Source organism: Georgenia yuyongxinii (genome assembly GCF_006352065.1).
Taxonomy (GTDB): domain Bacteria; phylum Actinomycetota; class Actinomycetes; order Actinomycetales; family Actinomycetaceae; genus Georgenia; species Georgenia yuyongxinii.
In genome coordinates this window covers 4149782-4171640 of the sequence record NZ_CP040915.1, presented here as the reverse complement: position 1 = coordinate 4171640, position 21859 = coordinate 4149782, and the positions used below count along the sequence as shown (strand labels likewise).

Below are 21859 nucleotides of genomic sequence, written 5' to 3'. Positions count from 1 at the left end.
TGTGGGTGGTGTCACGGCGCCGCGTTGCGAGCCAGCGGCGGTGAGCGATGTGGGGAACACGACGTTGCCCTCGGATTGACCGGGTCGAGCGGGCTCGCGTACTTTGGGTGGGCCGTCCCGACGGATCTTGTGTTGTGCCCGCTGGTTTCTGGCGCCGGGCCCCATGCGCAGGTTCACGGGACATGTACGTGCGCTGCCAGGACGTGGCGGGGCCTGAAGAGTTTCACCGACCGTTTTGGAGTAATGCCGTGAGCAAGCGGACTTTCCAGCCGAACAACCGGCGTCGTGCCAAGGTGCACGGTTTCCGTCTGCGGATGCGTACCCGCGCCGGCCGCGCCATTCTCTCCGCGCGCCGTCGCAAGGGGCGTTCCGAGCTCTCTGCCTGAGGGCAGACGGTGCTGCCGGCCCGGCACCGCATGCGCCGCTCGGACGAGTTCAGCGGCGCAGTGCGTCGCGGCGCCCGGAGCGGCGCTAGCCGGCTGGTGGTGCACCTGAGGCTGACCGAAGAAGCCGACCGGGAAGGTTCGCCTGCTCTGGTCGGCTTCATCGTGCCCAAGTCAGTGGGGATCGCCGTCCACCGCAACCGCGTCAAGCGGCGGCTTCGTGCCCTGATGCGGGAGCGGGTGACGACCCTTCAGCCTGGGACGCGCGTGGTCGTACGGGCTCTTGCCGCCGCGGACGGCGCCACCTCGGCCGAGCTCGCTCGGGAACTCGACGCCGGTCTTGCCGGTGCTCGGTCACGTGCCGAGGGCCGTCGTGCCCGCGAGCAGTCGCGCTCATGAGCGAGGACAGTGCACGGGCGGACCGACAGGGTGAGGTCGACACCACTCCGGACAGGCCAACGCGCAACCCGGTGACCTGGGCCGTGGTCGGGCTGGTGCGCGCATACCAGCTGGTGGTCTCCCCCTGGCTGCCGCCGTCGTGCAAGTACTACCCATCGTGCTCGGCGTACGCGGTGACGGCCCTGCGGCGACACGGAGTGGTCAAGGGCAGCCTGCTCGCCGGTTGGCGGCTCCTGCGTTGTAACCCGTGGAGTCTCGGCGGGGTCGACCACGTCCCGCCTCGCGGGCAGTGGCACGGCTCCGGCCAGCGGGCTGGACCGTCGGCGGACGGTGTGGTTGGGGACGGGAAACCCCGTACCCTCATTGCAGATACATGGGGGGCGCGCACGGGCGCGCCGAAGGACCGCTAGGAGCACACGGGCATGGGCTTTCTCGACACGATCTTGTCGCCAATCATGGTGGCGGTCGCCTGGATCATGGTGCGCGTCCATGACCTGCTGGTGTTCATCGGCATGGCCGGCGGCTCCGGCTGGGCTTGGGTGCTCTCCATCGTCGGCCTCACGGTGGTCATCCGGATCCTGATCATCCCGTTGTTCTTCAAGCAGATCAAAGCCTCCCGCAGCATGCAGCTGGTGCAGCCGGAGATGCAGAAGCTGCAGAAGAAGTACAAGAACAAGACCGACCCTGCATCGCGCCAGAAGATGCAGGCCGAGATGATGGCGCTCTACCGCGAGCACGGCGCGAACCCGTTCTCGTCCTGTCTGCCGATCCTGCTGCAGATGCCGATCTTCTTCGCGCTGTTCCGGGTGCTCAACTCGCTCGGCCCGCTGGCCGAAGGGACCTACGTAGGCGGCGACAACATCGGGCCGCTCGACCAGGAGCTCGCCGCACAGGCCGAGAGCTCCACGCTGTTCGGCGCACCCATCTCGGAAACGTTCCTGTCCACGACCGACCCGACGGTCAAGGTCGTGACGGTCGTCCTCATCATTTTGATGTCCGTGACAACGTTCTTCACGCAACGCCAGCTGACGATGAAGAACATGCCGGCCTCGGCCTTGGACAACCCGATGGCACGTCAGCAGAAGATGCTGATGTACATCCTCCCGCTCGTCTTCGCCTTCTCTGGCGTCAACTTCCCGATCGGTGTACTCATCTACTGGTCGGTCTCGAACCTGTGGTCGATGGGCCAGCAGTTCTACACGATCCGTAAGCAGCCGGCGCCGGGCTCGGAGGCCGCACGGCTGCGCGCGGAGCGCGTCGCGAAGAAGCGGGCACGGCGTGGACTGCCGCCGGTGGAGGAGTCCACGGCGGTGGTGGAGGAGCAGCCGCGCGGCCAGCGCGTACAGCCCAAGCGGAAGGACCGCGCCAAGAAGACCGGCCCGGCCACTATTCCGCCTGCTGGTTCGACTGCGGCTACGTCACCTGACGCAGCCGAGGGCGACGAGCCCGAGGACGACATCACCGGTGACGGCGAGGTCCGGGGCAAGGACGGTCTCACCGACGCGGAGCGGGCGCAGAAGCGCTATGAGGAGCGCGCGGCGCAGCGACGCGCCGCAGCGGCCAAGCGCAAGTCGCAGGCGAAGAAGAAGAAGTAACTGCCCAGGCAGATCCTTGTAACTGCCGGCCAAGCCATCTCCGCCGCCGCGGCGGAACGACGAAATGAGGACACCTGTGAGCGAGGAAGAGTCGGTCCAGACGCCCCGTGGAGGCAGCACCAGCTCAGAGACCGTCAAGCGGCTCGAAGAGGAAGGCGAGATCGCTGCGGACTACCTCGAGGAGCTGCTCGACATCGCCGACCTCGACGGTGACATCGACATCGATGTGGACCATGGCCGAGCCGCGGTCGAGATCGTCTCGGAGGACTCCGGCGACCGGTGGCTTCGCCGGCTGGTGGGCACGGAGGGCGAGGTCCTGGACGCTCTGCAGGAGCTGACCCGGCTCGCCGTACAGGCGAAGACTGGCGAGCGCAGCCGGCTGATGCTCGATGTTGCGAGCTATCGGCGCAACCGGAAGGCCGAGCTGACGGACATCGCCAACGAGGCGATCGCCAAGGTGCGTGCGTCCGGAGACCGGTCGTCGCTGGCGGCCATGAACCCGTTCGAGCGCAAGGTCGTGCATGACGTCGTGGCGGCGGCCGGGCTGGTGAGCGACTCTGAGGGCGTCGAGCCGAACCGCCACGTCGTCATCCACCCGGCCTGATCGGCTACAGGTGTCGCTAGGAACGGAGCCGGGGTCGGGTGCTGGAGAAGTCGAGGTTCCGACGGACGCGATGCGGGCGTACTTCGGCATCGCCTGGGCGCCGATCGAGCACTTCGCGCAGATGCTTGCGGAGGAAGGCGAGCTCAGAGGCCTGATCGGGCCACGGGAACTGCCCCGACTCTGGGCCCGACACCTGGTGAACTCGGCTGCAGCGGCCCCCTTCCTCGGCGCCGACGCCGCGGTGGCCGACGTCGGCTCGGGCGCAGGGTTTCCAGGACTGGTCCTCGCCATCGTGCGTCCCGATCTCGAGCTTCACCTGGTCGAGCCCATGGAGCGGCGCATCGCCTGGCTCTCGGACGTGGTGGACGAGATCGGCCTCGACAACGTGATCTTGCACCACGCCCGGGCGGAGGAACTGCACAGAAGGCGCACCTTTGACCACGTGACGGCGCGTGCCGTGGCCGCGCTCGACAAGCTCGCACGCTGGACCGTTCCGCTCCTGAAGAGTGGTGGAACACTGGTCGCGCTCAAGGGACAACGCGCGGCCGACGAAGTCGCCACGGCCAAGTACGTGCTGCGGAAGCTCGGCATTGTGGAGGCAACGGTTCATCAGGTTCAACCTGTCGAAGGGGTCGAGCAGACGACCGTGGTGGTGGCGAAGCGCCGGTGACTTCCCGCTCGTCACCACTGCCGGTGGGCCGTGCCTACTGATAACGGTTATCAACTGCCGGTCTCACGGATCGACCGCGGCCCTCGGACGCGCGAGCACTCGTGCCGAACGTACGGACGGAGTGTGAGGTTTTCCACCGAGGTATCCACACCTGTGTGTATCACGAAGTCGATGGCGCCTCGACTGCGCCCTAGCGGGCGGGTTACGGCTGAGCAGCGGTGCGGAGATGTGTCCTGACCTGCGCATACGCCGTGTTCCCCCGGAATGCGCGAGGACGGTACGGTAATCCACCGCTGTGCCTAACGCTGTGGATGAACCCCGCGGATCCCTCTTCTTAGTCGGCGGCCGCCGCCTTTGCGACGACCCGCGTGCGCCGGTTGATGTGTCGGAGTGGGCGTTGGACGAATGCTTCGACCCCGGAGTCGGTGGCCCCACGCCACGGGTCGCGCACACGGCACTTGGTCTCGTTTCACGTGAAACACCACACGCCGGATCCGCCGAGTCGATGTGCCCCGCGTGTAGCGATTTAACGTCGTAGGTCCGTCGCCCTTCTAACACCTGGGTTGGACAGAATAGCGCCCGAAGGGGTCGGCCTTTGGTCGTTGTGATTGCGGGTTTCACGTGGAACCGGCGGGGACCCGACGTCGAGGTGATGTGCGCGTTCTTCTTTCGCCTCGCTTTCCCACGGCCGCGTCACCGAACCCGCAAGGTCGACACCGGTCCCGGGGGACGAAGCAGGGCGCCGGACGCGAGCAGGTGTGGGCGCCGGCCAGGTCTTTAGCGGGTCGCCCGAGTATGGCGGTAATCGCCGTTGATGAACCGCACAGTATCCATCAGCGCCGTCGTTGTTCCTGAAGGAGCAAGCAACTCACCCACACCCTGAGCAGTAGGGCGATACGAAGGCCGAACCATCGGCGGCGCGGGGGCGGCTGGTGGACGCTTTGAAGCCACGTTTCACGTGGAACGGCCGGGCAGCCGCCGAACAAATCAGGTTCGCGATGCATCAACGCAGGAGTTTGGACGCTCGCCGTCCGAGTGTTAAGAGAGTCGCCACCTCTTGTGGGCGTGGCTTCAGGGTCGTGGTGGTGAGCAGCTCGCGTTCGCTGAAGCCGCGTGACAGGGCCCCCACTCATAGACGCACCCGGAACTCGGCACGTGATGCAGGTCTTGCGGCGGGTGAATTGAGGCACCTTGAGACCTGAGCCAGCCAAGTTCATCCGATCGGCGGTAGATGTCCCCGCGGCTCCGGTTCGACGTGAGTACAAGCAGCCCCAGAACTTTGCCAAGAAGCACGCCGTGCGGTTGGCCCGTTCCCGAGGCGACGGACCACCCGTTCAGGAGGGACGGTATCGCCGCCGTTGGAGTGTGCCGCCGGAAGGCGCGGAATCGCCAAACGGCGCCACCTATGAAGCAACACGGGCCCGTGCCAGCATGGGGGGTTTTGGTCGACCTACATGTCCAGTGGATCAACATCGCCGTCCACGTTTCACGTGAAACTAGGTCCGGTCGAGGATCGAACGGTTCAGTTCGCCCGGGCGTAGCCACGTTTCACCCGAACCGCGGCACGCCGGCGATCGAAGGTCCAACTCGCTCGGACGGTCTCGATACGGCTGACTCCCTGCGGCGTTAATCGCGCCGATGGGTGCTTGAGTTCGTGACAAGCACGACTCCGGCGGCGGAGAACTGAAGGCACAGTCAGCGATGATAAAGGGCAGGGACGGGAAGTTCAGCGGGCCGATCAAGAATTGCCCAACTGAGGGCTTCGCAGGCGGTAGACGGCGCACCTGTTGTCCCTAGTCTTGAATTCCTGGATTTGTACCTCGACGACCCGCTCGGAGATGTCTGTTTCACGTGAAACCGACGTAATGCCGCTGCGCTGTGCGCCCACTTGGAGTCCGGATGCGCTTCGGAACAGCACGTAGAGCCCGTTTAGCTCAGACGCGTGGCCGCGCGGCCAGGGTTTAGCTTTCGCCCGAATGCCTTGCGCGGTACCCGACCCTGCCGAACAGAGTAAGTCTGGGTCGGATCTTATGAGCCGGCCATGGGATGCACCTAAAGATGGCACCGGCCGGGCGCGGTGCTACGGTGACGCTCCACGAGGCTGGCAGGTGTGCGTCGTTTCACGTGGAACACGAATGCAGCCCGTAGTTGGCGCACGTTTGGTGATCGACAACAGAGCATGCTGAAGCGTTGTGGCACTCAGGGCGTGCTGGTGTGAAGACTCGCGCCGTGGCGGTGCAGCTGACCGAGACGAGATCTCGGCTGTACTCGCTTTCGAGACGAAAGAGCTGCGCTCGTTTCACGTGAAACTCCGGTGACGGTCCGCGGTCCTCGTGTCGAGGCTTCCCTTAACGCCGCATGCGCCGGTAGAGCGGAGTATTGGCGGGGGTAGCCGAAACTTCGGTTTGACAATTGCACCGCGACCATTCGCTGCAACCTTGAACCTGATCCTCTACAGGAGCACCAGTGGCGGTCGATGCGCGGGCCTTCAGCGAATGAGGGACCGGCCTGCTGCAGCGGCATGGATGGCCAGGACGTGATGGCGCTGGGTTTCACGTGAAACCACAACTGCGGCCTGCCCCTCAGTATGTCGGACCTAGGCTCTCGGGCTGTGCCCGCGCCACGAGGACGCGACCGAGCACGCGCGCTACGGTACAAGTGGTTGAGCGAATCTGATCTCGGAGTCCGTACGTGCGGTTCATAACCCGTGTTTCACGTGAAACACGGCGCCCCTACCCGGGCGGCTGCGGCCGATCGTGAGGGTGGTCGAGGAGGAGCGGAGCGGTCCTGGGCTTGAGCACCAGGGACGCCAAACATCCCTACGCTCGTGCCCGCTAACCCGAGCGGACGCCGGACCAGGACCGTACGAACTACCGGTGATGGGAGCCCGCGGAAGACCGCTTATGCGGTACGTGACGAGCGTTTCACGTGAAACCCGACTCACCCACAGGCGTGCCGAAGAACCGCTCGGCCGCCATTACCATTGAGCGTGGGCTACTCCATCGAACGAAGGGGACGACGTGCCTCCGCATGACGAAGTGGGCGTGCCTCAGGGCATCACTGCAGGTCAGGAACGCGCTGGCGCGGATGCACTGCGACGCGCCGCCCTACTTCAAAGCGTGCCAGAGGCCGATGACACCACCCCCCTTGCCGCGCAGCTTGCCGAGGATTCGCGCCGGCGGATCCGTCTTCAAGGCGCCAAGTTTGATAGGCCGACAGAGACGCGGATCTTCACCATCGCCAACCAGAAAGGCGGCGTCGGCAAGACGACCACCACGGTGAACATAGCCGGGGCACTGGCCAACGGAGGACTCAATGTTCTGGTGATCGACAACGACCCGCAGGGGAACGCCTCTACGGCACTCGGCATCGATCACCACGCCGGGGTGCCCTCCACTTACGACGTGGTCATCGAGGGAACTCCGATTTCTGAAGTCGTCCAGGAATGTGCGGCGATCCCCGGCTTGCTGGTCGTGCCCGCTACGATCGACCTGTCTGGCGCAGAGATCGAGCTTGTCTCCAAAGTGGCGCGGGAGAACCGTCTGCGAACCGCCGTCGAGGCGTATCTGCACTGGCGGTCGCACGAGGGTCTCGACCGGCTGGACTACGTCCTGATCGACTGCCCGCCCAGCCTGGGCCTCTTGACGATCAACGCCTTTGTCGCAGCGCGCGAGGTCATGATCCCGATCCAGTGCGAGTACTACGCCCTGGAGGGTCTCAGCCAGCTCCTAAACAACATTGAGCTCATACGAGGCCACCTCAACCCCAATCTACATGTGTCGACGATTCTGCTGACCATGTTCGACAAGCGGACCAATCTCGCGAGAGAGGTCGCTGACGAGGTCCGTGAGCACTTCCCGCTCGAGACACTGGCGGCCACGATCCCCCGATCGGTGAGGATCTCTGAGGCACCGAGCTATGGACAGACCGTCCTGACCTACGATCCAGGCTCGTCCGGCGCCCTCGCCTACATGGAGGCGGCCCAGGAGGTCGCGGCGCGCGCGACGCAGACGAATCACGACACGAGTGCGGCCTCGGCCGAGGAGGACAACCGATGAGCGAGAAGCGGCGTGGCCTGGGCAGGGGGATCGGTGCCCTGATCCCGAGCGGTCCGACGCAGACGGCCACCGCTTCCCGACCCGCGGACATGTTCTTCCAACCCTCCTCAACGACGGCGTCGTCCGGGGATGAGGCCGTCGTCGAGCTCGCCACCCCTGATGCGGCCCTCCCGGCAGCAGACCCCGCCCCGACTGCAGACGGCCCGAGCGCGGCGCGGAAAGCCGCGAACGCGCTCATGCAGCCCAGCAAAGCGGCAAAGTCACGGTCGGCCAGTGCAGCCAAGGCCCGCAAGACCACGCCGGCCAAGAGCGGCACCGGAGCCAGCCCGGCCAAGGCGGCCGCTTCGACCGCCCCATCGGCTCAGGCTGAAGCCACCGAGTCGGCCGAGAGCGAGCTAGTGAACGAAGCGGCACCGGTCGTCGTGACGCCCGCCGAACCCACCGGTGGCGCGGTGCCCGCCGCCACCTACTCGCCCGCAGCGGCGCCAGACGCCGGCGCTGCACACGCCGAGACCAGCCCGGCTGAGGCGGGGAGCGAGACAGCAGAGGACGATGGGCTCGTCCCGGTCCCCGGGGCCACGTTCGCCGAGCTTCCGGTCAATGCGATCGTCCCGAACACGCGGCAGCCCCGGCAGATCTTCGACGAGGAAGAGCTCGACGAGCTCGCCGCCTCGATCCGCGAGGTCGGCGTGCTGCAGCCGGTTGTGGTGCGACCACTGACTGCGCCGATCACTGACTCGCCCGAGGCTCGCTACGAACTCATCATGGGTGAGCGGCGCTGGCGGGCGTCCGAACAGGCCGGAAACGACACCGTGCCGGCAATCATCCGGGACACCTCCGATGGAAACCTCCTGCGAGACGCCTTGCTGGAGAACCTCCACCGAGCGGACCTCAACCCGCTCGAAGAGGCCGCCGCCTATAGCCAGCTCCTCGAGGACTTCGGTTGCACGCACGACGAGCTCGGCGCACGCATCGCCCGCTCCCGTCCCCAGATCTCGAACACGCTGCGCCTCCTCAAGCTCCCTCCCCTCGTGCAGCGCCGCGTCGCGGCGGGTGTGCTCTCAGCCGGGCATGCCCGCGCACTCTTGGGCCTGTCCGACGGCGCGGCGATGGAGCGCCTCGCGCAGAGGATCGTGGCAGAGGGCCTGAGCGTGCGCGCGACAGAGGAGATCGTCGCGCTCGGTGACGAACCGGTGGCACCGGAGATGCGCCGCCGACCCCGGGCGGGAGCACACAGCGAGGTGCTGAACCACGTGGCCGCGCGGCTTGCTGACCGGTTCGACACGCGCGTGAAGGTCAACCTCGGCCAGCGCAAGGGCCGCATCGCGATCGAGTTCGCCAGCATGGACGACCTCACCCGCATCCTGGACGTCCTTGCTCCTGGGGAGGCGCCGGTGGTCGCGGACCAGGGTCTCGGCAGCCAGAACTGACCCAGACAACCAAGGCCCCGGCGATCGCCTGATCGCCGGGGCCTTGGTGGCTGTCTGTAGACGTGCCTTCGCGCGTGTGACTAGACCTGCGCAGCGACGGCTGCGGCGCGCACGATGCCGATGTAGATGTCGTCGACATCCCCCGCGGCCTGGGCGGCCTGCGGGAAGAGCGAGGTCTCGGTCATGCCGGGCGCCACGTTGACGTCGAGGAACCACGCCGTGCCGTCAACATCGAGGATCATGTCGGTGCGTGAGAGGTGCCGCAGCCCCAGGGTGGTGTGCACCGCGACGGCGAGGTCGCTGACCGTCCGGGTCTGCTCCTCGTTCAGCCGCGCGGGCACGAAGTACTCGCTGCGGCCGGCGTTGTAGCGCGCGTCGTAGTCGTACGGGCCTTCGGTGACAATCTCGACCGCAGGCAGCGCCCGCGGGCCCTCCCCGAGGTCGACGACGGAGACTGCCACCTCGATGCCCGTGACGGCGGTCTCGACCAGTGCCACGTCGCCGTACGCAAAGCAGGACACCATGGCGTCGGGCAGCTGGTCGCGGCTCTCCACCAGGCTCACGCCCAGCGCGGAGCCGCCGCTGGCGGGCTTGACAACCAAGGGGACCTCGAGCCGCGCCTCCACCGCGTTCAGCACGGCCTGTGCGCCCACCTCCCGGAACAGCGACTGCGGAAATGCTGCGTAGTTCGGCGTCGGTAGACCGGCACTCCTGAGCACCGCTTTGGCCACCGGCTTGTTGGACGCAAGCCGGCAGCCCGCCGCGAGCGTGCCGACGTACGGCAGTCCGAGGAGGTTGAGCAGGTCCTGGAGTGAGCCGTCCTCCCCGGTGGACCCGTGGACGAGAGGCCACACCACGTCTGGCCGCAGCCGGTCCAGCGCCGGGATCAGGCCCGCGTCCACGTCCATGACGGACACCGACAGCCCACGGTCGCGCAGCGCCGTCGCGACACGGCGGCCGGACCGCAGGGAGATGTCCCGCTCGTGCGAAAGGCCACCCGCCAAGATCGCCACCGTCGGCATATCGGCCACCTCTCGTCCGCTTGAGTCGGCACCCCTAGGAGTGGGGGCGTCGATCGTGGGGGTGGGCCCGGACGTCGGGTCGGGGTCGGTCATCACGTTCCTCTCTTACACCTGATCCGGCGACGGGATCTCGACGGTCTCGCTGCGCCGGGTGTTCGGCGAGGTGCCGAACATGTCGACGAGCTCTGCCTCGGCGCGCACCACGCTGGACAGCCGGCGAACGCCCTCGCGGATGCGCTCCGGCGTCGGGTAGCAGAACGAGAGACGCATGTGGTCCCGGCCCTGCCCATCGGCGTAGAACGCCGTCCCCGACACGTACGCCACCAGATTCGTGACCGCGCGGGGCAGCATCGCCTGGGCGTCCAGGCCGGCGGGCAGCGTCACCCAGGTGTAGAAACCGCCGTCCGGCACCGTCCACCTCGCCTCGGGGAGGAACTCCGCAAGGGCACCGAGCATGGCGTCGCGCCGGGCGCGGTACATCTGCCGGTACTCCTTCACCTGGCCGTACCAGTCGTAGCTGGACAGGTAGGTGGCGATGGAGAGCTGGCCCATGTTCGACGGCGACAGGATCGCCGACTCGCTCGCGAGCACCAGCTTCTCCCGTACGGCGTGCGGTGCGGCCGCCCACCCGACCCGGTAGCCCGGCGCGAACGTCTTGGAGAAGGACCCGAGGTAGACGACGCCGTCGGAGTCGTAGCTCTTGAGCGAGGGGAGGGGATCGGCGTCGAACCCCAGCAGGCCATACGGGTTGTCCTCGAGGATGAGCACGTGGTGCCGGCGGCAGATCTCCACGATCTGGGGGCGCCGTTCCAGGGAGAGGCTGACGCCTGCCGGGTTGTGGAAGTTCGGGATCGTGTAGAGGAACTTCACCCGCCGCCCGGCCCGCTCGAGCTCGGTGAGGGTGCGCTCCAGCTCGGCCGGCACCAGGCCGTCGTCGTCCATGGCCACGTGCACCACGTCCGCCTGGTACGCACGAAAGACACCCAGGGCGCCCACGTAGCTCGGGGCCTCCGCGACGACGACGTCGCCGGGGTTGACGAAGATCTCGGTGACCAGGTCCAGCGCCTGCTGTGAGCCGGTGGTGACGACGACGTCGTCGGGGTGGGCGGCGATGTGGTCGTAGCGCATCACCTCGACGATCTGCTCGCGCAGCTCCTCCTCGCCCTGTCCGCCGCCGTACTGCAGTGCCTTCGTACCGCGGTCGCGCAGCAGCTTGGCCGTCATCTCGGCGAGGTGCTCCAGCGGCAGCCCGTCGATGTTGGGCATGCCGCCTGCTAGCGAGACGACCTCGGGACGGTTCGCGACGGCGAAGAGGGAGCGCACCTCCGACGCACGCATGCCGTGGGCGCGGTCGGCGTAGCTGGAGAACCAGGGGTCGAGCCGGGTGCCGGCGGCGGCGGCAGCAGCAGCGGTGCCCCGCGTGCCGTGCTCGCCGTGGCCTGCCTGCGCACCCGGAGTGCTCATGGTCGTTCTCCTCGAGAGTTGTCCCTGCCGCGCCTGCCGCGACCCGTCCCTGCAGTGTGCCACTGCGCCGTTGTGCCTCGTGCCGCCGCCTCGCCGTGCGGAACGGCATCGTCCGCGGGAACGACGACGCCCCCGCCGGCGTGGGCCGGCGGGGGCGCGAGTCTGGAACGACGAAGCTCAGCTGAGGAACTCGTCGAGCTCCTCCACGAGCGCCTTCTTCGGGCGACCGCCCACCACCGACTTCACGAGCTCACCGCCGACGTAGACGTTGAACGTGGGGATGGAGACGATCCCGTAGCGCTGCGCGACGCCGGGGTTGGTGTCCGTGTCGAGCTTGACGAACTTCATCTTCGAGCCGTGGGCGCCGGCGATCTCGTCGATGATCGGGGCCATCTGGCGGCACGGTGCGCACCACTCGGCCCAGAAGTCGACCAGGACGGGGACCTCGGAGTTGAGGACCTCGGTGTCGAAGGTGTCGTCGGTGACGGCGGGGACGTTGCTCATGAGTTCTCCTCGGGCACGCGGTGGTCGGTCAGGCGATGGCGGGGGTCTGCGCGACGTCGGGGGCCGGGGCAGCGGCCTCGCCGAGGGCGGCGAGGTATCGCTCGGCGTCCAGCGCGGCGGCGCAGCCTGTGCCGGCGGCCGTGATGGCCTGACGGTAGGTGTGGTCGACGGCGTCGCCGGCGGCGAACACGCCGGGGATGTTCGTCGCGGTGGAGGGGGAGGCGACCTTGATGTAGCCCGCGTCGTCCAGGTCGACCTGACCGGCGAGGATCTCGGTGCGCGGGTCGTGGCCGATGGCCACGAAGACGCCGGTGGCGTCCAGCTCGCGGGTCTCGCCGGTGACGGTGTCCCGCAGGGTCACGGAGCCGACCTTGTTCTCCCCGGTGATCGCGGCGATCTCACTGTTCCACGCGAACTCGATCTTCTCGTTGCTCATGGCACGGTCGGCCATGATCTTCGAGGCCCGGAGGGAGTCGCGCCGGTGGACCACGGTCACCTTGGAGGCGAACCGGGTCAGGAACGTGGCCTCCTCCATCGCGGAGTCCCCGCCGCCGACGACCACGAGGTGCTGGTCGCGGAAGAAGAATCCGTCGCAGGTGGCGCACCAGGACACGCCGCGCCCAGAGAAGCGCTCCTCCTCGGCCAGGCCGAGCTTGCGGTACGCGGACCCGTTGGCGAGGATCACCGCTCGCGCGGCGAACGTCTCGTCGTCGTCGGTGGTGACGGTCTTGATCTCGCCCGTCAGATCGACGGAGACGACGTCCTCGTAACGGACCTCGGCCCCGAAGCGCTGCGCCTGCTTCTGCATCTGCTCCATCAGCTCGGGGCCGAGGATGCCGTGCTCGAAGCCGGGGAAGTTCTCCACCTCGGTGGTGTTCATCAGGGCACCGCCGGCGGTGATCGAACCAGCGAAGACCACCGGGCGCAGGTTGGCCCGCGCCGCGTAGATCGCCGCGGTGTAGCCCGCCGGGCCGGACCCGACGATGATGACGTCCCGCACCTCGGGCGTGCTGGTCTCCTCGGTCATGCGTGTTCCTCGCTCAGGTAGAGATTCGCGGACGAGCCGGGCCCACGCTGGTGTGGCGAGGCCCGGTCCTGTCTCCTACAACAGATCGTACGTGTCCGATGTTCCCCCGACCCAGGCACTCCCGGGTCCGGCGGCGTGCCGGCCGTCACCCGAGGCGCAGCTCGCTCAGCTCGATGCGGTTCTTCCCGTCGGAGTCCGCCACGGGCAGGCGCGGGAACCACAGCACGAGGCTCTCGGTCTCGACCGGCTCGGTGAAGGTGAGGACGGTGCCGGGGCCCATCTCGCCCTCGGCCAGCACCGGGCCGTCCGTGGGGGCCCCGGGTGTGGTCGAGCGCACCTGCACGAGGCCGCCGGTGCCGTGCAGGTCGATCTCCACCCGGCTGACCTGCGTACGCTGCGCTAGCGACACGGCCAGCCCGATGCCCTCCTTCATGCCGTACGCCGGGTTCACGTAGCTGCGCGAACGCCACCAGGTCGCGGTGTCGCCGTCAAGTGCCAGCGGCGTCAAGGTGGGGTTCTCGGCGCCGTCACCCTGCGGGTCGACCGGTGCGAGCGAGGCGACGACGGGTGTCACCGTGGCGGGGGCGGCCGTGCTCGGCGCGGGCGACGGCGACGCCGAGGTGGTGGGCGTCGCGGCGGCCGACGGCTCGGGGAGGGAGACGGGTGCCGGGGGCGCGAAGAGGATGCGCATCGCCACGAAGAGCAGCACCAGCACGAGCAGGCCGACCCCCACGAGAACCACTGGCGTCGGGTCCATCCGGCGTTCCTTGAAGGGCACCTCGGGGCCGTCCACGTCGCCAGCGACCGGACGGCGCTGGTCGTCGGCCGTGCCGGCCCCCGGTGCGCGCCGCTCGCCCCACGTGGCGCCGAGTCGCTCGCGCCCGGCGCTCAGGGTGGACCTCAGGCCCTTGCCGGCGGAGCCGGCCGCGGCGCTCGCGCCGTCTGCGAGGTGTCTGGTGCCGGACGAGACCTCCTTGGTCCGGGAGACCACGCGCCTGGTGCCGGACGCCACCGATGTCGCCGCGGTGCGGGCCGCGTCCGACGCGACGGCGGTCAGTCCCGTGAGGGTGTCCGTCAGGCCGGGGCGATAGGTCTCGGGGTCGTCGTCGAGGATGGTGCTGAACTCCGGGGCGTCGGTGGTGGAGGGGCGGTGGGGTGCCCAGTGCAGGGGCGTACCCGGCGGGGGGACGGGGCGCTCGACCGCGGCGGCGTGCGGGAGCACCGTTCGCGGGCCGTCAGTGGCGTTGGTGGTGGCCGACCGGTCGTCGGTCTCTGTGTGGGGTGGGGCGGGGACCTCGGTGTGCGCCTGGCCGGGGGACGTGTGGGGCGGCACAGGCGGTGCGGCCGGCTCGGCAGGCACCGAGGGGTCAGCTGCGGCAGGCACGGACGCCGGGGCAACCCCGGACGCCGGCGGTGGCGGCGGTGGTGGGACCGGGCCGGGCATCAGCGCGGGGTCCACGTCCGGCCACGGGGCCAGCAGCCGGATGAGCTCGCCCGTGCTGTGGGGTCCGCCGCCGTCGGCCAAGGTGCCTGCGCACAGCTCGGCCAGGTCCTGCGGGACACCGGGGCGCAGCTCGTCCACCGGGGCGGGCGGCTCGCCGCCGGGTGGCTCCGGCCACGTCCCGGTCAACGCCAGGTAGAGCAGGCGCACGAGGTCCACCGCGTCCTGCCGCGTGGTGGCGAGCGGGGACTCGTCGTCCTCACCGGCGCCGACGAGCGCGGCGTCGGTGGCGAGACCGGTGACGAGCACGTGGCCGTCGTCGGAGACCACGATGCTCTCCGGCGCCAGCGCCAGGTGGTGCACCCCGTGCCGGCGCGCCGACTCCAGCGCGCTGGCCACCTCGCCGATGACGGCGCGGGCCTGGGCGGGCGGCAGACCGCCACGCCGGCTCAGCGTGCCGAGGTCTGAGCCGCGCACCTTCTCGGTGACCACGTGGGGTCGGGCGTCCTCGTCGTCGACGTCCAGGACGCGGAGCAGCCGGTGGTCCTCGACCAGCGCGGCACGGCGGGCGGCGTCGAGCACGAGCGCGTTGTGCCGGCCCTCGGGCGGCAGGACGAGCACCTGGACCTCGCGGTCGAGGATCGTGTCGTGCGCGCGCCACTCCACGGCGCCGGCCCGCGCACGCAACGGGGTGCCGTGGATCGCGTACCGGCCGCCGAGCGTGCGATCGGTTCCGACTTGCTCGCTCTCCGCGTCCAGCACCGTGCCGCCCCCCTCACCCGGTCGCACGTCCGCCCCGTGGTGGCGGTTGGGGCCGAGTGTACGCAGCGGTGCCGATTCCTCGGCGGTCATCGAGTCGGGCCCCCCGTCGGGATCGTGCGGACCGACGGGCCCGCCGTCGCCAGGTCCGACGGGCCCGCCGTCGCCAGGTCCGGCCGGTCCACCGTCGTCCGGGCCGGGGCCGTCCGCGACCCCACGCCCCGGTGGGCGGGCCCCGCCGATCAGGTGCCCGAACCGCACCAGGAGCGTCCCGACCGGGCCGGGCACGCGCCGCCCCGCCGCGGCGACCATCCGGCCCACGGGGCGGGCGATGGTGCCGAGCTCGTCCACACGCAGCAGCCGGAGCAGGGCGACGTACGCCATGAGCATCACGCCACCGACGACGACCGTGCGCCACAGCGCCCCGATCACGCTGAGGTCGTCCGAGCTCGTACCGAGGAGGTGCAGCAGGCCCCAGCCGAGCAGCGTGGCGGGCGTCGCGGCGAGCAGCAGGCGCAGGTGGGTGCGCAGCACCCGACCGCCGTCGAGACTGGGCAGGTGGCGGCGCAGCGCCAGATAGGTCACGGCTGCACCCACCGTGTTGGACAGGGACATCGCCGCCCCGATGCCCACCACGGTCCACTCCGGGGGGAGCAGCATCGCGGCCCCGGCGCCGGCCGCGACGATCGCGATCATCGGCAGCTGCAGCCAGAAGAGGCGCCGCGCGTCCTCGAAGGCGTAGTAGACCCGCTGGACCACGGTGAAGGCCCCGACGCCGACCAGCCCGACGAGCATCGCCACCACCACCCGGGCCACCGACTGCGCCTCGGTGTAGGACACCGTGCCCGTGATCACCCGGACCACGGGCAGCGCGAGCACCATGAGCCCGCCGGCGGCGAACACGGTGAACACCCCCACGGTGCGCAGGCCGAGGGAGAGGTCCGCACGCACCGCCGTCAGGTCCTTGCCGGCGGCGCTGCCGGCCATGCGCGTGAACAGGGCGGTCACCAGCGAGACCACGACCAGGGAGATGGGCAGGCTGTACACCAGGTACGCGGTGTCGTAGGCGGCGTTGCCGGCCACGTCCAGCGCGTTGTCGCTGATGTCGGTGGCGCGCGCCGCGGCGCGGGAGATCATCACCGTGCTGACCTGCCCGGCGGTCAGCGTGGCGAAGACCCACATCGCCATCCGGCTGGCCCTGCCCAGGCCGGACCCGCGCATGGTGAGGTCGGGCCGGTACCGGAACCCGGCCCGGCGCAGCGGGACGATCAGGACCAGCGCCTGCGAGGCCACGCCCAGGGTGGCGGTGCCCGCGAGCAGGGCGACCCGGCCAGCCGTCCACACCGCGGCGTCGTTCGGGTCGGTCGTGCCCACCCCGCCGAAGACGGCCAGGTACAGCACCAGGCCGGCGATGGCGACGACGTTGTTGAGCACCGGCGCCCACATGTACGGCCCGAAGATGCCGCGGGCGTTGAGGATCTGCCCGAGCACCGTGTACATGCCGTAGAAGAACACCTGCGGGATGCACCAGTACCCGAAGGCGACGGCGAGGTCGTACCACTGGGGCGCGAGCGTGTCGGCGAAGATCGAGACGAGGACGGGTGCGCCCGCGGTGAGCAGCGCCGTCACCGCCGCGAGGCCCACGACCGCGAGGGTGACGAGCCGGTTGACGTACGCCTGGCCGCCGTCGTCGTGCTGCTTGAGCGCCCGGACGATCTGCGGGACGAGGACGGCGTTGAGGACGCCGCCGGCGATGAGCATGTAGATGATGTTCGGCAGCTTGTTGGCCACGAAGAACGAGTTGGCCGCGCCGTAGTTGATGCCGATCGCGGCGCCGATGAGCAGCGGGCTGCGGACCACGCCGAGCAGCCGGGAGACCAGCGTGCCGGCGAACATCACCGCCGAGGAGCCCGCGAGACCTCGGGAGCGGGGCTCGTCCATACTCAGCCCTCCGGGTCGGGCACCGGGGTGCCGGGGTCCATGCGCGGTCCGCGCCGTACCGTGCGCACCAGTCCCACCACGAGCATGACGGCGAGCACGCCGGCGACAACCGCGGTACCGACGTTCTCCCAGTCGGCCCGCACCCGCACCTGCAGCTTCGCCGGGGTCCCGACGGCGGTGCCGTCATCCGAGCGCAGCAGGACGTTCACGGGCAGGTCGCCGCTGCCCACCGCGCGCACCGGCACCTGCGCCGTCGCCTGGGCGCCCGCCGGCACGGCCAGCGGCACGGCCTCGCGCGCCTGCAGGCGCGGGTCGGTCGGCTCGAGCACCACCTCGACCTGGACGTCGACGTCCAGGTCGTTGCGCACGTGGATGGGGATCTGCGCCGAGGAGTTGATGAGGTTCACGGTGGAGGAGGGCAGGGCGGCCACCTGGGCATCGAGCTCGCCGACCTGGGCCTGCACCGACGCCACCAGGGCGTCGCGGCCGGCCGGGTCGGTGCGCCACGCCGCCGACAGCGCCGTCAGCAGCGCCTCCTGGAACGGTGCCACGAAGCCGTCCGGGTCCTCGGTGATGGCCGCGAACGCGACGGCGTCGTCACGCACCCGCTGCATGCGCAGCAGGTCCCCGGCGCCCACCTCACCTCCGGCGACGTCGACGCGCGGCAGCCCCGTGCGCTCGAGCACCGGTGCGGGCAGCTGTACGAGATCGGTGAGCGTGGTCGGCGCGACCCAGGGGGCGGCGGCGAGCGCGTCGAGCGTGCTCGCCAGGGCGACGGGGTCGCCGGTGAAGCCGCGCGGCAGGGCCAGGACGAGGGCCCGGGGGTCACTCGGGCGCTCGCGGGCGATCACGGCGGTCTCGGCGAGCAGCAGCTGCCGGGCGGTGAGCGGATCGAGCTCGGTCTCGTCGGCGGCGGTGCCTCCCAGGCCGGGCAGGACCCCACCGCCGAGCGCTGCCGACGCCTGCCCGTCCACCACCAGCGCCGCCAGCTCCGAGCCATCCGCCAGGACCACGTCGGCTCGGCCGGCCGGGGTGTAGGTGAGGTTCCGAACCGGGGTGAGGGCGCCGGAGGGCAGCACGACGGCGGCCGCCCCGGTGTCCGCGGCTGCCTCCAGGGTCTGCCGGTCCGGGGTTGCGGTCGCCGGCCAGGCGACGGTGGCCTCGGCGTCCAGGCCGGCGGCCTGCCCGGCCGTCGTGGCCCGGTTCACCGACTGGTTCAACAGGTCCGTGCGCCCCAGGTGGGCGAGCGCCGCGACGTCCGCGTCGGCCCAGGGCAGCAGGGAGACCTCCCGGTCGTCCGCCGCGGCGAGGGCGGTGATGGCGTCGTGCACGCGGGACGTGGCCGCGGGTTGATCGGCGCCGTCCGTGGCCGTGCTGTCGTCGGTGTTCACGTGGTCGTCCCCGGTGGGGGTCTCGCCGGCCGTCGCCGACGGCGTCGCCGAGGCGCCGTCCCCCGGTTCCGGGGCGCCCTCCCCCGGTTCCGGGGCGGCATCGTCGCCGAGCGACAGCAGCATCGGGTCCACCAGCGCCGTCACGCCGGGCCGGTCGAGGGCCTCCACCAGCGGCAGGACGCGCTTCTCGGCCGCCGTGGCCAGCGGCTCACCGGACTCCCGGGCCCGCGTGCGTTCCTCGGCGGTGGCGGCGACGGGGGCGAGCACGCCGACCGGGGTGGGCTCGACGTCGACGTCGGGGTACCAGAGCACGAAGGACCGGTCGACGCCGTGGGCGGTTCCCTGGCCGTCGGTGACGGCGACCTCGATGCCGCGGGGGCCCCAGGCGGTCCAACCGGCGCGCACCGGGAGGTCCGCGGCCGGGACCTCCAGGGTGAACGACACGGTGGCGCCGGCGGGGAGCCGCTCGGGAAGCTCCTCCTGGGCGACCAGCGCGGTGCCGAACGTGGAGTCCGGGTCCAGCCACCTGTTCAGCGACGTGCGGGAGACCGGCGTCGAGCGCTGCATGCGCACCTGCACCGCGGGGGCGGTGAGGTCCTCGTCGGTCTGGTTGGTCACGGTGCCGGTGACCCGGAGGGTCTCCTCCGGGCGCAGGATCGCCGGCCCGATCTCGGTGATCTCGACGTCGAGGCCCGGGTCCTCGGACGGCTCGTCCGAGGCCAGTCCGTCCGGCTGCGTCGTGGTCGGGCGCACCGTGGCTGCGGGGGCCGAGGCCGTGACGGCGGGCGACGCCGTCGCCGATGTGCCGGCCACCGGCCCGACCATCAGCGCCACCACCGCCGCGGCCACTGCCGCGGCCGGGCGTGCCCACGCCCGTGCGTTCATGCGCGACCGGCCAGCACGTCCCGTGCGGTCGCGACCACGCGGCGCTCGTTCGGGTAGGCCAGGCGGGAGGCGACCTCGTCCAGGCCCACCCAGGCGACGTCCTCGGCCTCGTGGTCGGGGTCGTTCTCGATGGTCAGCTCCCCGCCGGTCGCCTCCAGCAGGAAATGGTGGACCACCTTGTGCACGCGGCGGTCGGTGCCGGCGAACCAGTAGTCGATTGTCGCGAGGTGGCGCAGGATGCGCCCGTCGATGCCGGTCTCCTCGGCGATCTCGCGGACGGCGGCCTGCTCGGGCGTCTCCACGCCCTCGAGGTGGCCCTTGGGCAGGCACCACTCCAGCCGCCCGGCGCGGTTGCGGCGGGCGATCACGGCGGTGAAGGCCCGCCCCTCGACCACGTCCACGACTAGGCCGCCGGCGGAGGTCTCGTCCACCACCGGAAGGGAGGTCGAGCGCGCATTCACCGGCCGGCTCCTGGGTGGCCGCGGCACCTGGGGGCGCGGCACAGGGAATACGGCAGGCATGTGGCCACTGTAATGATCCGGGCATTGCCCGGGTGTGTGGGCACCACCGGAGCGGCGTGGCAGTCTTGGGCGGTGCTCAGCCCCGACTTCACCAGCTCCGCCGCCACCTCCCGGATCGTCGACCTGCAGCGCCGTGCGCTGGCGGCGTTCGCGTCACTTCCGCCGGCGGTGCTCGAGCTCGGCCAGGTCTTCGCCGACGCCGGGCACGAGCTGGCCCTCGTGGGCGGCCCGGTCCGGGACGCGTTCCTCGGTGAGGTTTCCCACGACCTCGACTTCGCCACGTCCGCCCGCCCCGACGAGACCGAGCGGCTCCTGGACCGGTGGGCCGACACCAGCTGGGACATCGGCAAGGAGTTCGGCACCATCGGCGCCCGCAAGGCTGACGTCGTCGTCGAGGTCACCACCTACCGCACCGAGGCGTACGAGGTGGGCTCACGCAAGCCGGCCGTGCAGTACGGCGACAGCCTGGAGGGCGACCTGACCCGGCGGGACTTCACCGTCAACGCGATGGCCGTGCGGGTGCCGTCGCTGGAGTTCGTCGATCCCACCGGCGGCATGACGGACCTCGCCGAGCACGTGCTGCGCACGCCGGCCACGCCCACGCAGTCCTTCGACGACGACCCCCTGCGCATCATGCGTGCCGCCCGGTTCACCGCCCAGCTGGGCTTCGACGTCGCGCCGGAGGTCATGTCGGCGATGACCGACATGGCCGCCCGGCTGGAGATCGTCTCGGCCGAGCGGGTCCGCGCCGAGCTCGAGCGGCTCCTGATCTCCCGCTGGCCGCGCCGTGGGCTGGAGGTCATGGTCTACACGGGCGTCGCCGACGTCGTGCTGCCCGAGCTCGCCGAGCTGCAGGCCACCGTCGACGAGCACCGCCGGCACAAGGACGTCTACGAGCACACCCTCACGGTCCTGGACCAGGCGATCGCGCTGGAGACGGAACCGGGTGGGGCGGTTCCGGCGCCGGACCTGGTGCTGCGCCTCGCCGCGGTCATGCACGACGTCGGTAAGCCCGCCACCCGCCGGTTCGAGCCGGGTGGCGGGGTCAGCTTCCACCACCACGAGCTGGTCGGTGCCAAGCTCACCGCCCGCAGGCTCAAGGCTCTGCGGTTCGACAAGCAGACCGTCAAGGACGTCAGCCGCCTCGTGGAGCTGCACCTGCGCTTCCACGGATACGGCGAAGGCGCGTGGACCGACTCCGCGGTGCGGCGGTACGTCACCGACGCCGGCCCGCTGCTCGAGCGGCTGCACCGGCTCACCCGGGCCGACTGCACCACGCGGAACCAGCGCAAGGCCATGCGGCTCTCCGCCGCCTACGACGACCTCGAGGACCGCATCGCCCAGCTGCGGGAGCAGGAGGAGCTCAAGGCGATCCGCCCCGACCTCGACGGCCAGCAGATCATGGCGGCCCTCGGCATCCCGGCCGGCCCGGTGGTGGGCGAGGCATACCGGTTCCTGCTCGACCTGCGCATGGAGCGCGGCCCGATCGGCGAGGACGCCGCCCGCGAGGCGCTCCATGCGTGGTGGGCCGCGCGCGGCTGAGTGTCGCGTGCTCGACGGCGCAGCCCGGTTCGGTCCCGTGCCCCCGGTCCCGGTTCGGTCCCGTGCCCCCCGGCCCCTGCAGGCGCATGGTTCGCGTGGCGAGCCCTGTCAGGATTGCTGACCTCAGTTCGGCCCGGCCGGACTCAGGTCGACTCGGCCGACAAGGTCGGCGAAACTGACACGACTTCGGAGAACCCGACGCGGGGTTAGTGAACCTGACAGG

16 protein-coding genes are annotated in these 21859 nt (G+C 70.2%); 9 read left to right on the top strand and 7 right to left on the bottom strand.

Annotated features, from left to right (window positions below):
• The first annotated feature begins 248 nt into the window (after positions 1–248).
• The 8 genes from rpmH to FE374_RS18960 all read left to right on the top strand — a co-directional run bounded on the left by rpmH (position 249) and on the right by FE374_RS18960 (position 9139).
• Positions 249–386 (top strand): 50S ribosomal protein L34, encoded by a 138-nt coding sequence (rpmH, locus tag FE374_RS18995; protein WP_098483823.1) that lies wholly within the window; start codon positions 249–251, stop codon positions 384–386.
• A 9-nt stretch (positions 387–395) separates the two neighbouring features.
• Positions 396–782, top strand: a complete 387-nt coding sequence (gene rnpA, locus FE374_RS18990) for a ribonuclease P protein component (RefSeq protein WP_139931136.1) — start codon at positions 396–398, stop codon at positions 780–782.
• A gap of 71 nt (positions 783–853) precedes the next feature.
• Positions 854–1192 carry a membrane protein insertion efficiency factor YidD gene (gene yidD, locus FE374_RS18985; RefSeq protein WP_456319105.1) on the top strand — a complete coding sequence of 113 codons (339 nt, stop codon included), beginning with the start codon at positions 854–856 and terminating at the stop codon, positions 1190–1192.
• A 12-nt stretch (positions 1193–1204) separates the two neighbouring features.
• Positions 1205–2377, top strand: coding sequence for a membrane protein insertase YidC (yidC, locus tag FE374_RS18980; RefSeq protein ID WP_139931132.1), 1173 nt, complete (start codon positions 1205–1207; stop codon positions 2375–2377).
• Positions 2378–2441: 64 nt separating this feature from the next.
• On the top strand, positions 2442–2981 hold the full coding sequence (locus FE374_RS18975; RefSeq protein WP_139931130.1) for a Jag family protein: 540 nt from the start codon (positions 2442–2444) through the stop codon (positions 2979–2981).
• Positions 2982–3051: 70 nt separating this feature from the next.
• A complete protein-coding gene (rsmG, locus tag FE374_RS18970; RefSeq protein WP_139931128.1) occupies positions 3052–3651 on the top strand; it encodes a 16S rRNA (guanine(527)-N(7))-methyltransferase RsmG in 600 nt (199 codons plus the stop codon).
• Positions 3652–6695: 3044 nt separating this feature from the next.
• Complete coding sequence (locus tag FE374_RS18965; RefSeq protein WP_330998428.1) at positions 6696–7709, top strand: ParA family protein; 1014 nt, start codon at positions 6696–6698, stop codon at positions 7707–7709.
• Positions 7706–9139, top strand: coding sequence for a ParB/RepB/Spo0J family partition protein (locus FE374_RS18960; protein ID WP_139931126.1), 1434 nt, complete (start codon positions 7706–7708; stop codon positions 9137–9139). Before FE374_RS18965 ends, FE374_RS18960 begins: the two co-directional genes overlap by 4 nt.
• Before the next feature lie 80 nt (positions 9140–9219).
• On the opposite strand, the gene FE374_RS18955 is transcribed toward FE374_RS18960, so the two are convergent.
• The 7 genes from FE374_RS18955 to FE374_RS18925 form a co-directional block, all read right to left on the bottom strand.
• Positions 9220–10161 carry a D-alanine--D-alanine ligase family protein gene (locus tag FE374_RS18955; protein WP_139931718.1) on the bottom strand — a complete coding sequence of 314 codons (942 nt, stop codon included), beginning with the start codon at positions 10159–10161 and terminating at the stop codon, positions 9220–9222.
• 105 nt (positions 10162–10266) lie between these two features.
• The gene (locus FE374_RS18950; protein ID WP_139931124.1) at positions 10267–11625 is read right to left on the bottom strand and encodes an aminotransferase-like domain-containing protein; all 1359 of its coding nucleotides are present in this window, start codon (positions 11623–11625) and stop codon (positions 10267–10269) included.
• Between the two features lie 177 nt (positions 11626–11802).
• Positions 11803–12129 carry a thioredoxin gene (gene trxA, locus FE374_RS18945; protein WP_139931122.1) on the bottom strand — a complete coding sequence of 109 codons (327 nt, stop codon included), beginning with the start codon at positions 12127–12129 and terminating at the stop codon, positions 11803–11805.
• 28 nt (positions 12130–12157) lie between these two features.
• Positions 12158–13156, bottom strand: coding sequence for a thioredoxin-disulfide reductase (gene trxB, locus FE374_RS18940; RefSeq protein WP_139931120.1), 999 nt, complete (start codon positions 13154–13156; stop codon positions 12158–12160).
• Positions 13157–13301: 145 nt separating this feature from the next.
• On the bottom strand, positions 13302–17297 hold the full coding sequence (gene murJ / locus FE374_RS19615; RefSeq protein WP_223173592.1) for a murein biosynthesis integral membrane protein MurJ: 3996 nt from the start codon (positions 17295–17297) through the stop codon (positions 13302–13304).
• Between the two features lie 2 nt (positions 17298–17299).
• Positions 17300–19573 carry a DUF6049 family protein gene (locus tag FE374_RS18930; RefSeq protein ID WP_139931118.1) on the bottom strand — a complete coding sequence of 758 codons (2274 nt, stop codon included), beginning with the start codon at positions 19571–19573 and terminating at the stop codon, positions 17300–17302.
• The gene (locus FE374_RS18925) at positions 19570–20094 is read right to left on the bottom strand and encodes an NUDIX hydrolase (protein WP_139931116.1); all 525 of its coding nucleotides are present in this window, start codon (positions 20092–20094) and stop codon (positions 19570–19572) included. The genes FE374_RS18930 and FE374_RS18925 overlap by 4 nt, the downstream gene beginning before the upstream one ends.
• Before the next feature lie 12 nt (positions 20095–20106).
• Between FE374_RS18925 and FE374_RS18920 the strand changes: the two genes are divergently transcribed.
• Positions 20107–21636, top strand: a complete 1530-nt coding sequence (locus tag FE374_RS18920; protein ID WP_139931114.1) for a CCA tRNA nucleotidyltransferase — start codon at positions 20107–20109, stop codon at positions 21634–21636.
• Positions 21637–21859: the final 223 nt, after the last annotated feature.

What these genes read in the sequence shown, in the direction of transcription:
- trxA (WP_139931122.1), bottom strand. Translation starts at nt 12,129, where the DNA reads ATGAGCAACGTCCCCGCCGTCACCGACGACACCTTCGACACCGAGGTC.
- rsmG (WP_139931128.1), top strand. Translation starts at nt 3,052, where the DNA reads ATGCGGGCGTACTTCGGCATCGCCTGGGCGCCGATCGAGCACTTCGCG.
- FE374_RS18920 (WP_139931114.1), top strand. Translation starts at nt 20,107, where the DNA reads ATGATCCGGGCATTGCCCGGGTGTGTGGGCACCACCGGAGCGGCGTGG.
- FE374_RS18950 (WP_139931124.1), bottom strand. Translation starts at nt 11,625, where the DNA reads ATGAGCACTCCGGGTGCGCAGGCAGGCCACGGCGAGCACGGCACGCGG.
- FE374_RS18925 (WP_139931116.1), bottom strand. Translation starts at nt 20,094, where the DNA reads ATGCCTGCCGTATTCCCTGTGCCGCGCCCCCAGGTGCCGCGGCCACCC.
- FE374_RS18975 (WP_139931130.1), top strand. Translation starts at nt 2,442, where the DNA reads ATGAGGACACCTGTGAGCGAGGAAGAGTCGGTCCAGACGCCCCGTGGA.
- yidC (WP_139931132.1), top strand. Translation starts at nt 1,205, where the DNA reads ATGGGCTTTCTCGACACGATCTTGTCGCCAATCATGGTGGCGGTCGCC.
- trxB (WP_139931120.1), bottom strand. Translation starts at nt 13,156, where the DNA reads ATGACCGAGGAGACCAGCACGCCCGAGGTGCGGGACGTCATCATCGTC.
- FE374_RS18955 (WP_139931718.1), bottom strand. Translation starts at nt 10,161, where the DNA reads ATGCCGACGGTGGCGATCTTGGCGGGTGGCCTTTCGCACGAGCGGGAC.
- murJ (WP_223173592.1), bottom strand. Translation starts at nt 17,297, where the DNA reads ATGGACGAGCCCCGCTCCCGAGGTCTCGCGGGCTCCTCGGCGGTGATG.
- FE374_RS18930 (WP_139931118.1), bottom strand. Translation starts at nt 19,573, where the DNA reads ATGAACGCACGGGCGTGGGCACGCCCGGCCGCGGCAGTGGCCGCGGCG.
- FE374_RS18960 (WP_139931126.1), top strand. Translation starts at nt 7,706, where the DNA reads ATGAGCGAGAAGCGGCGTGGCCTGGGCAGGGGGATCGGTGCCCTGATC.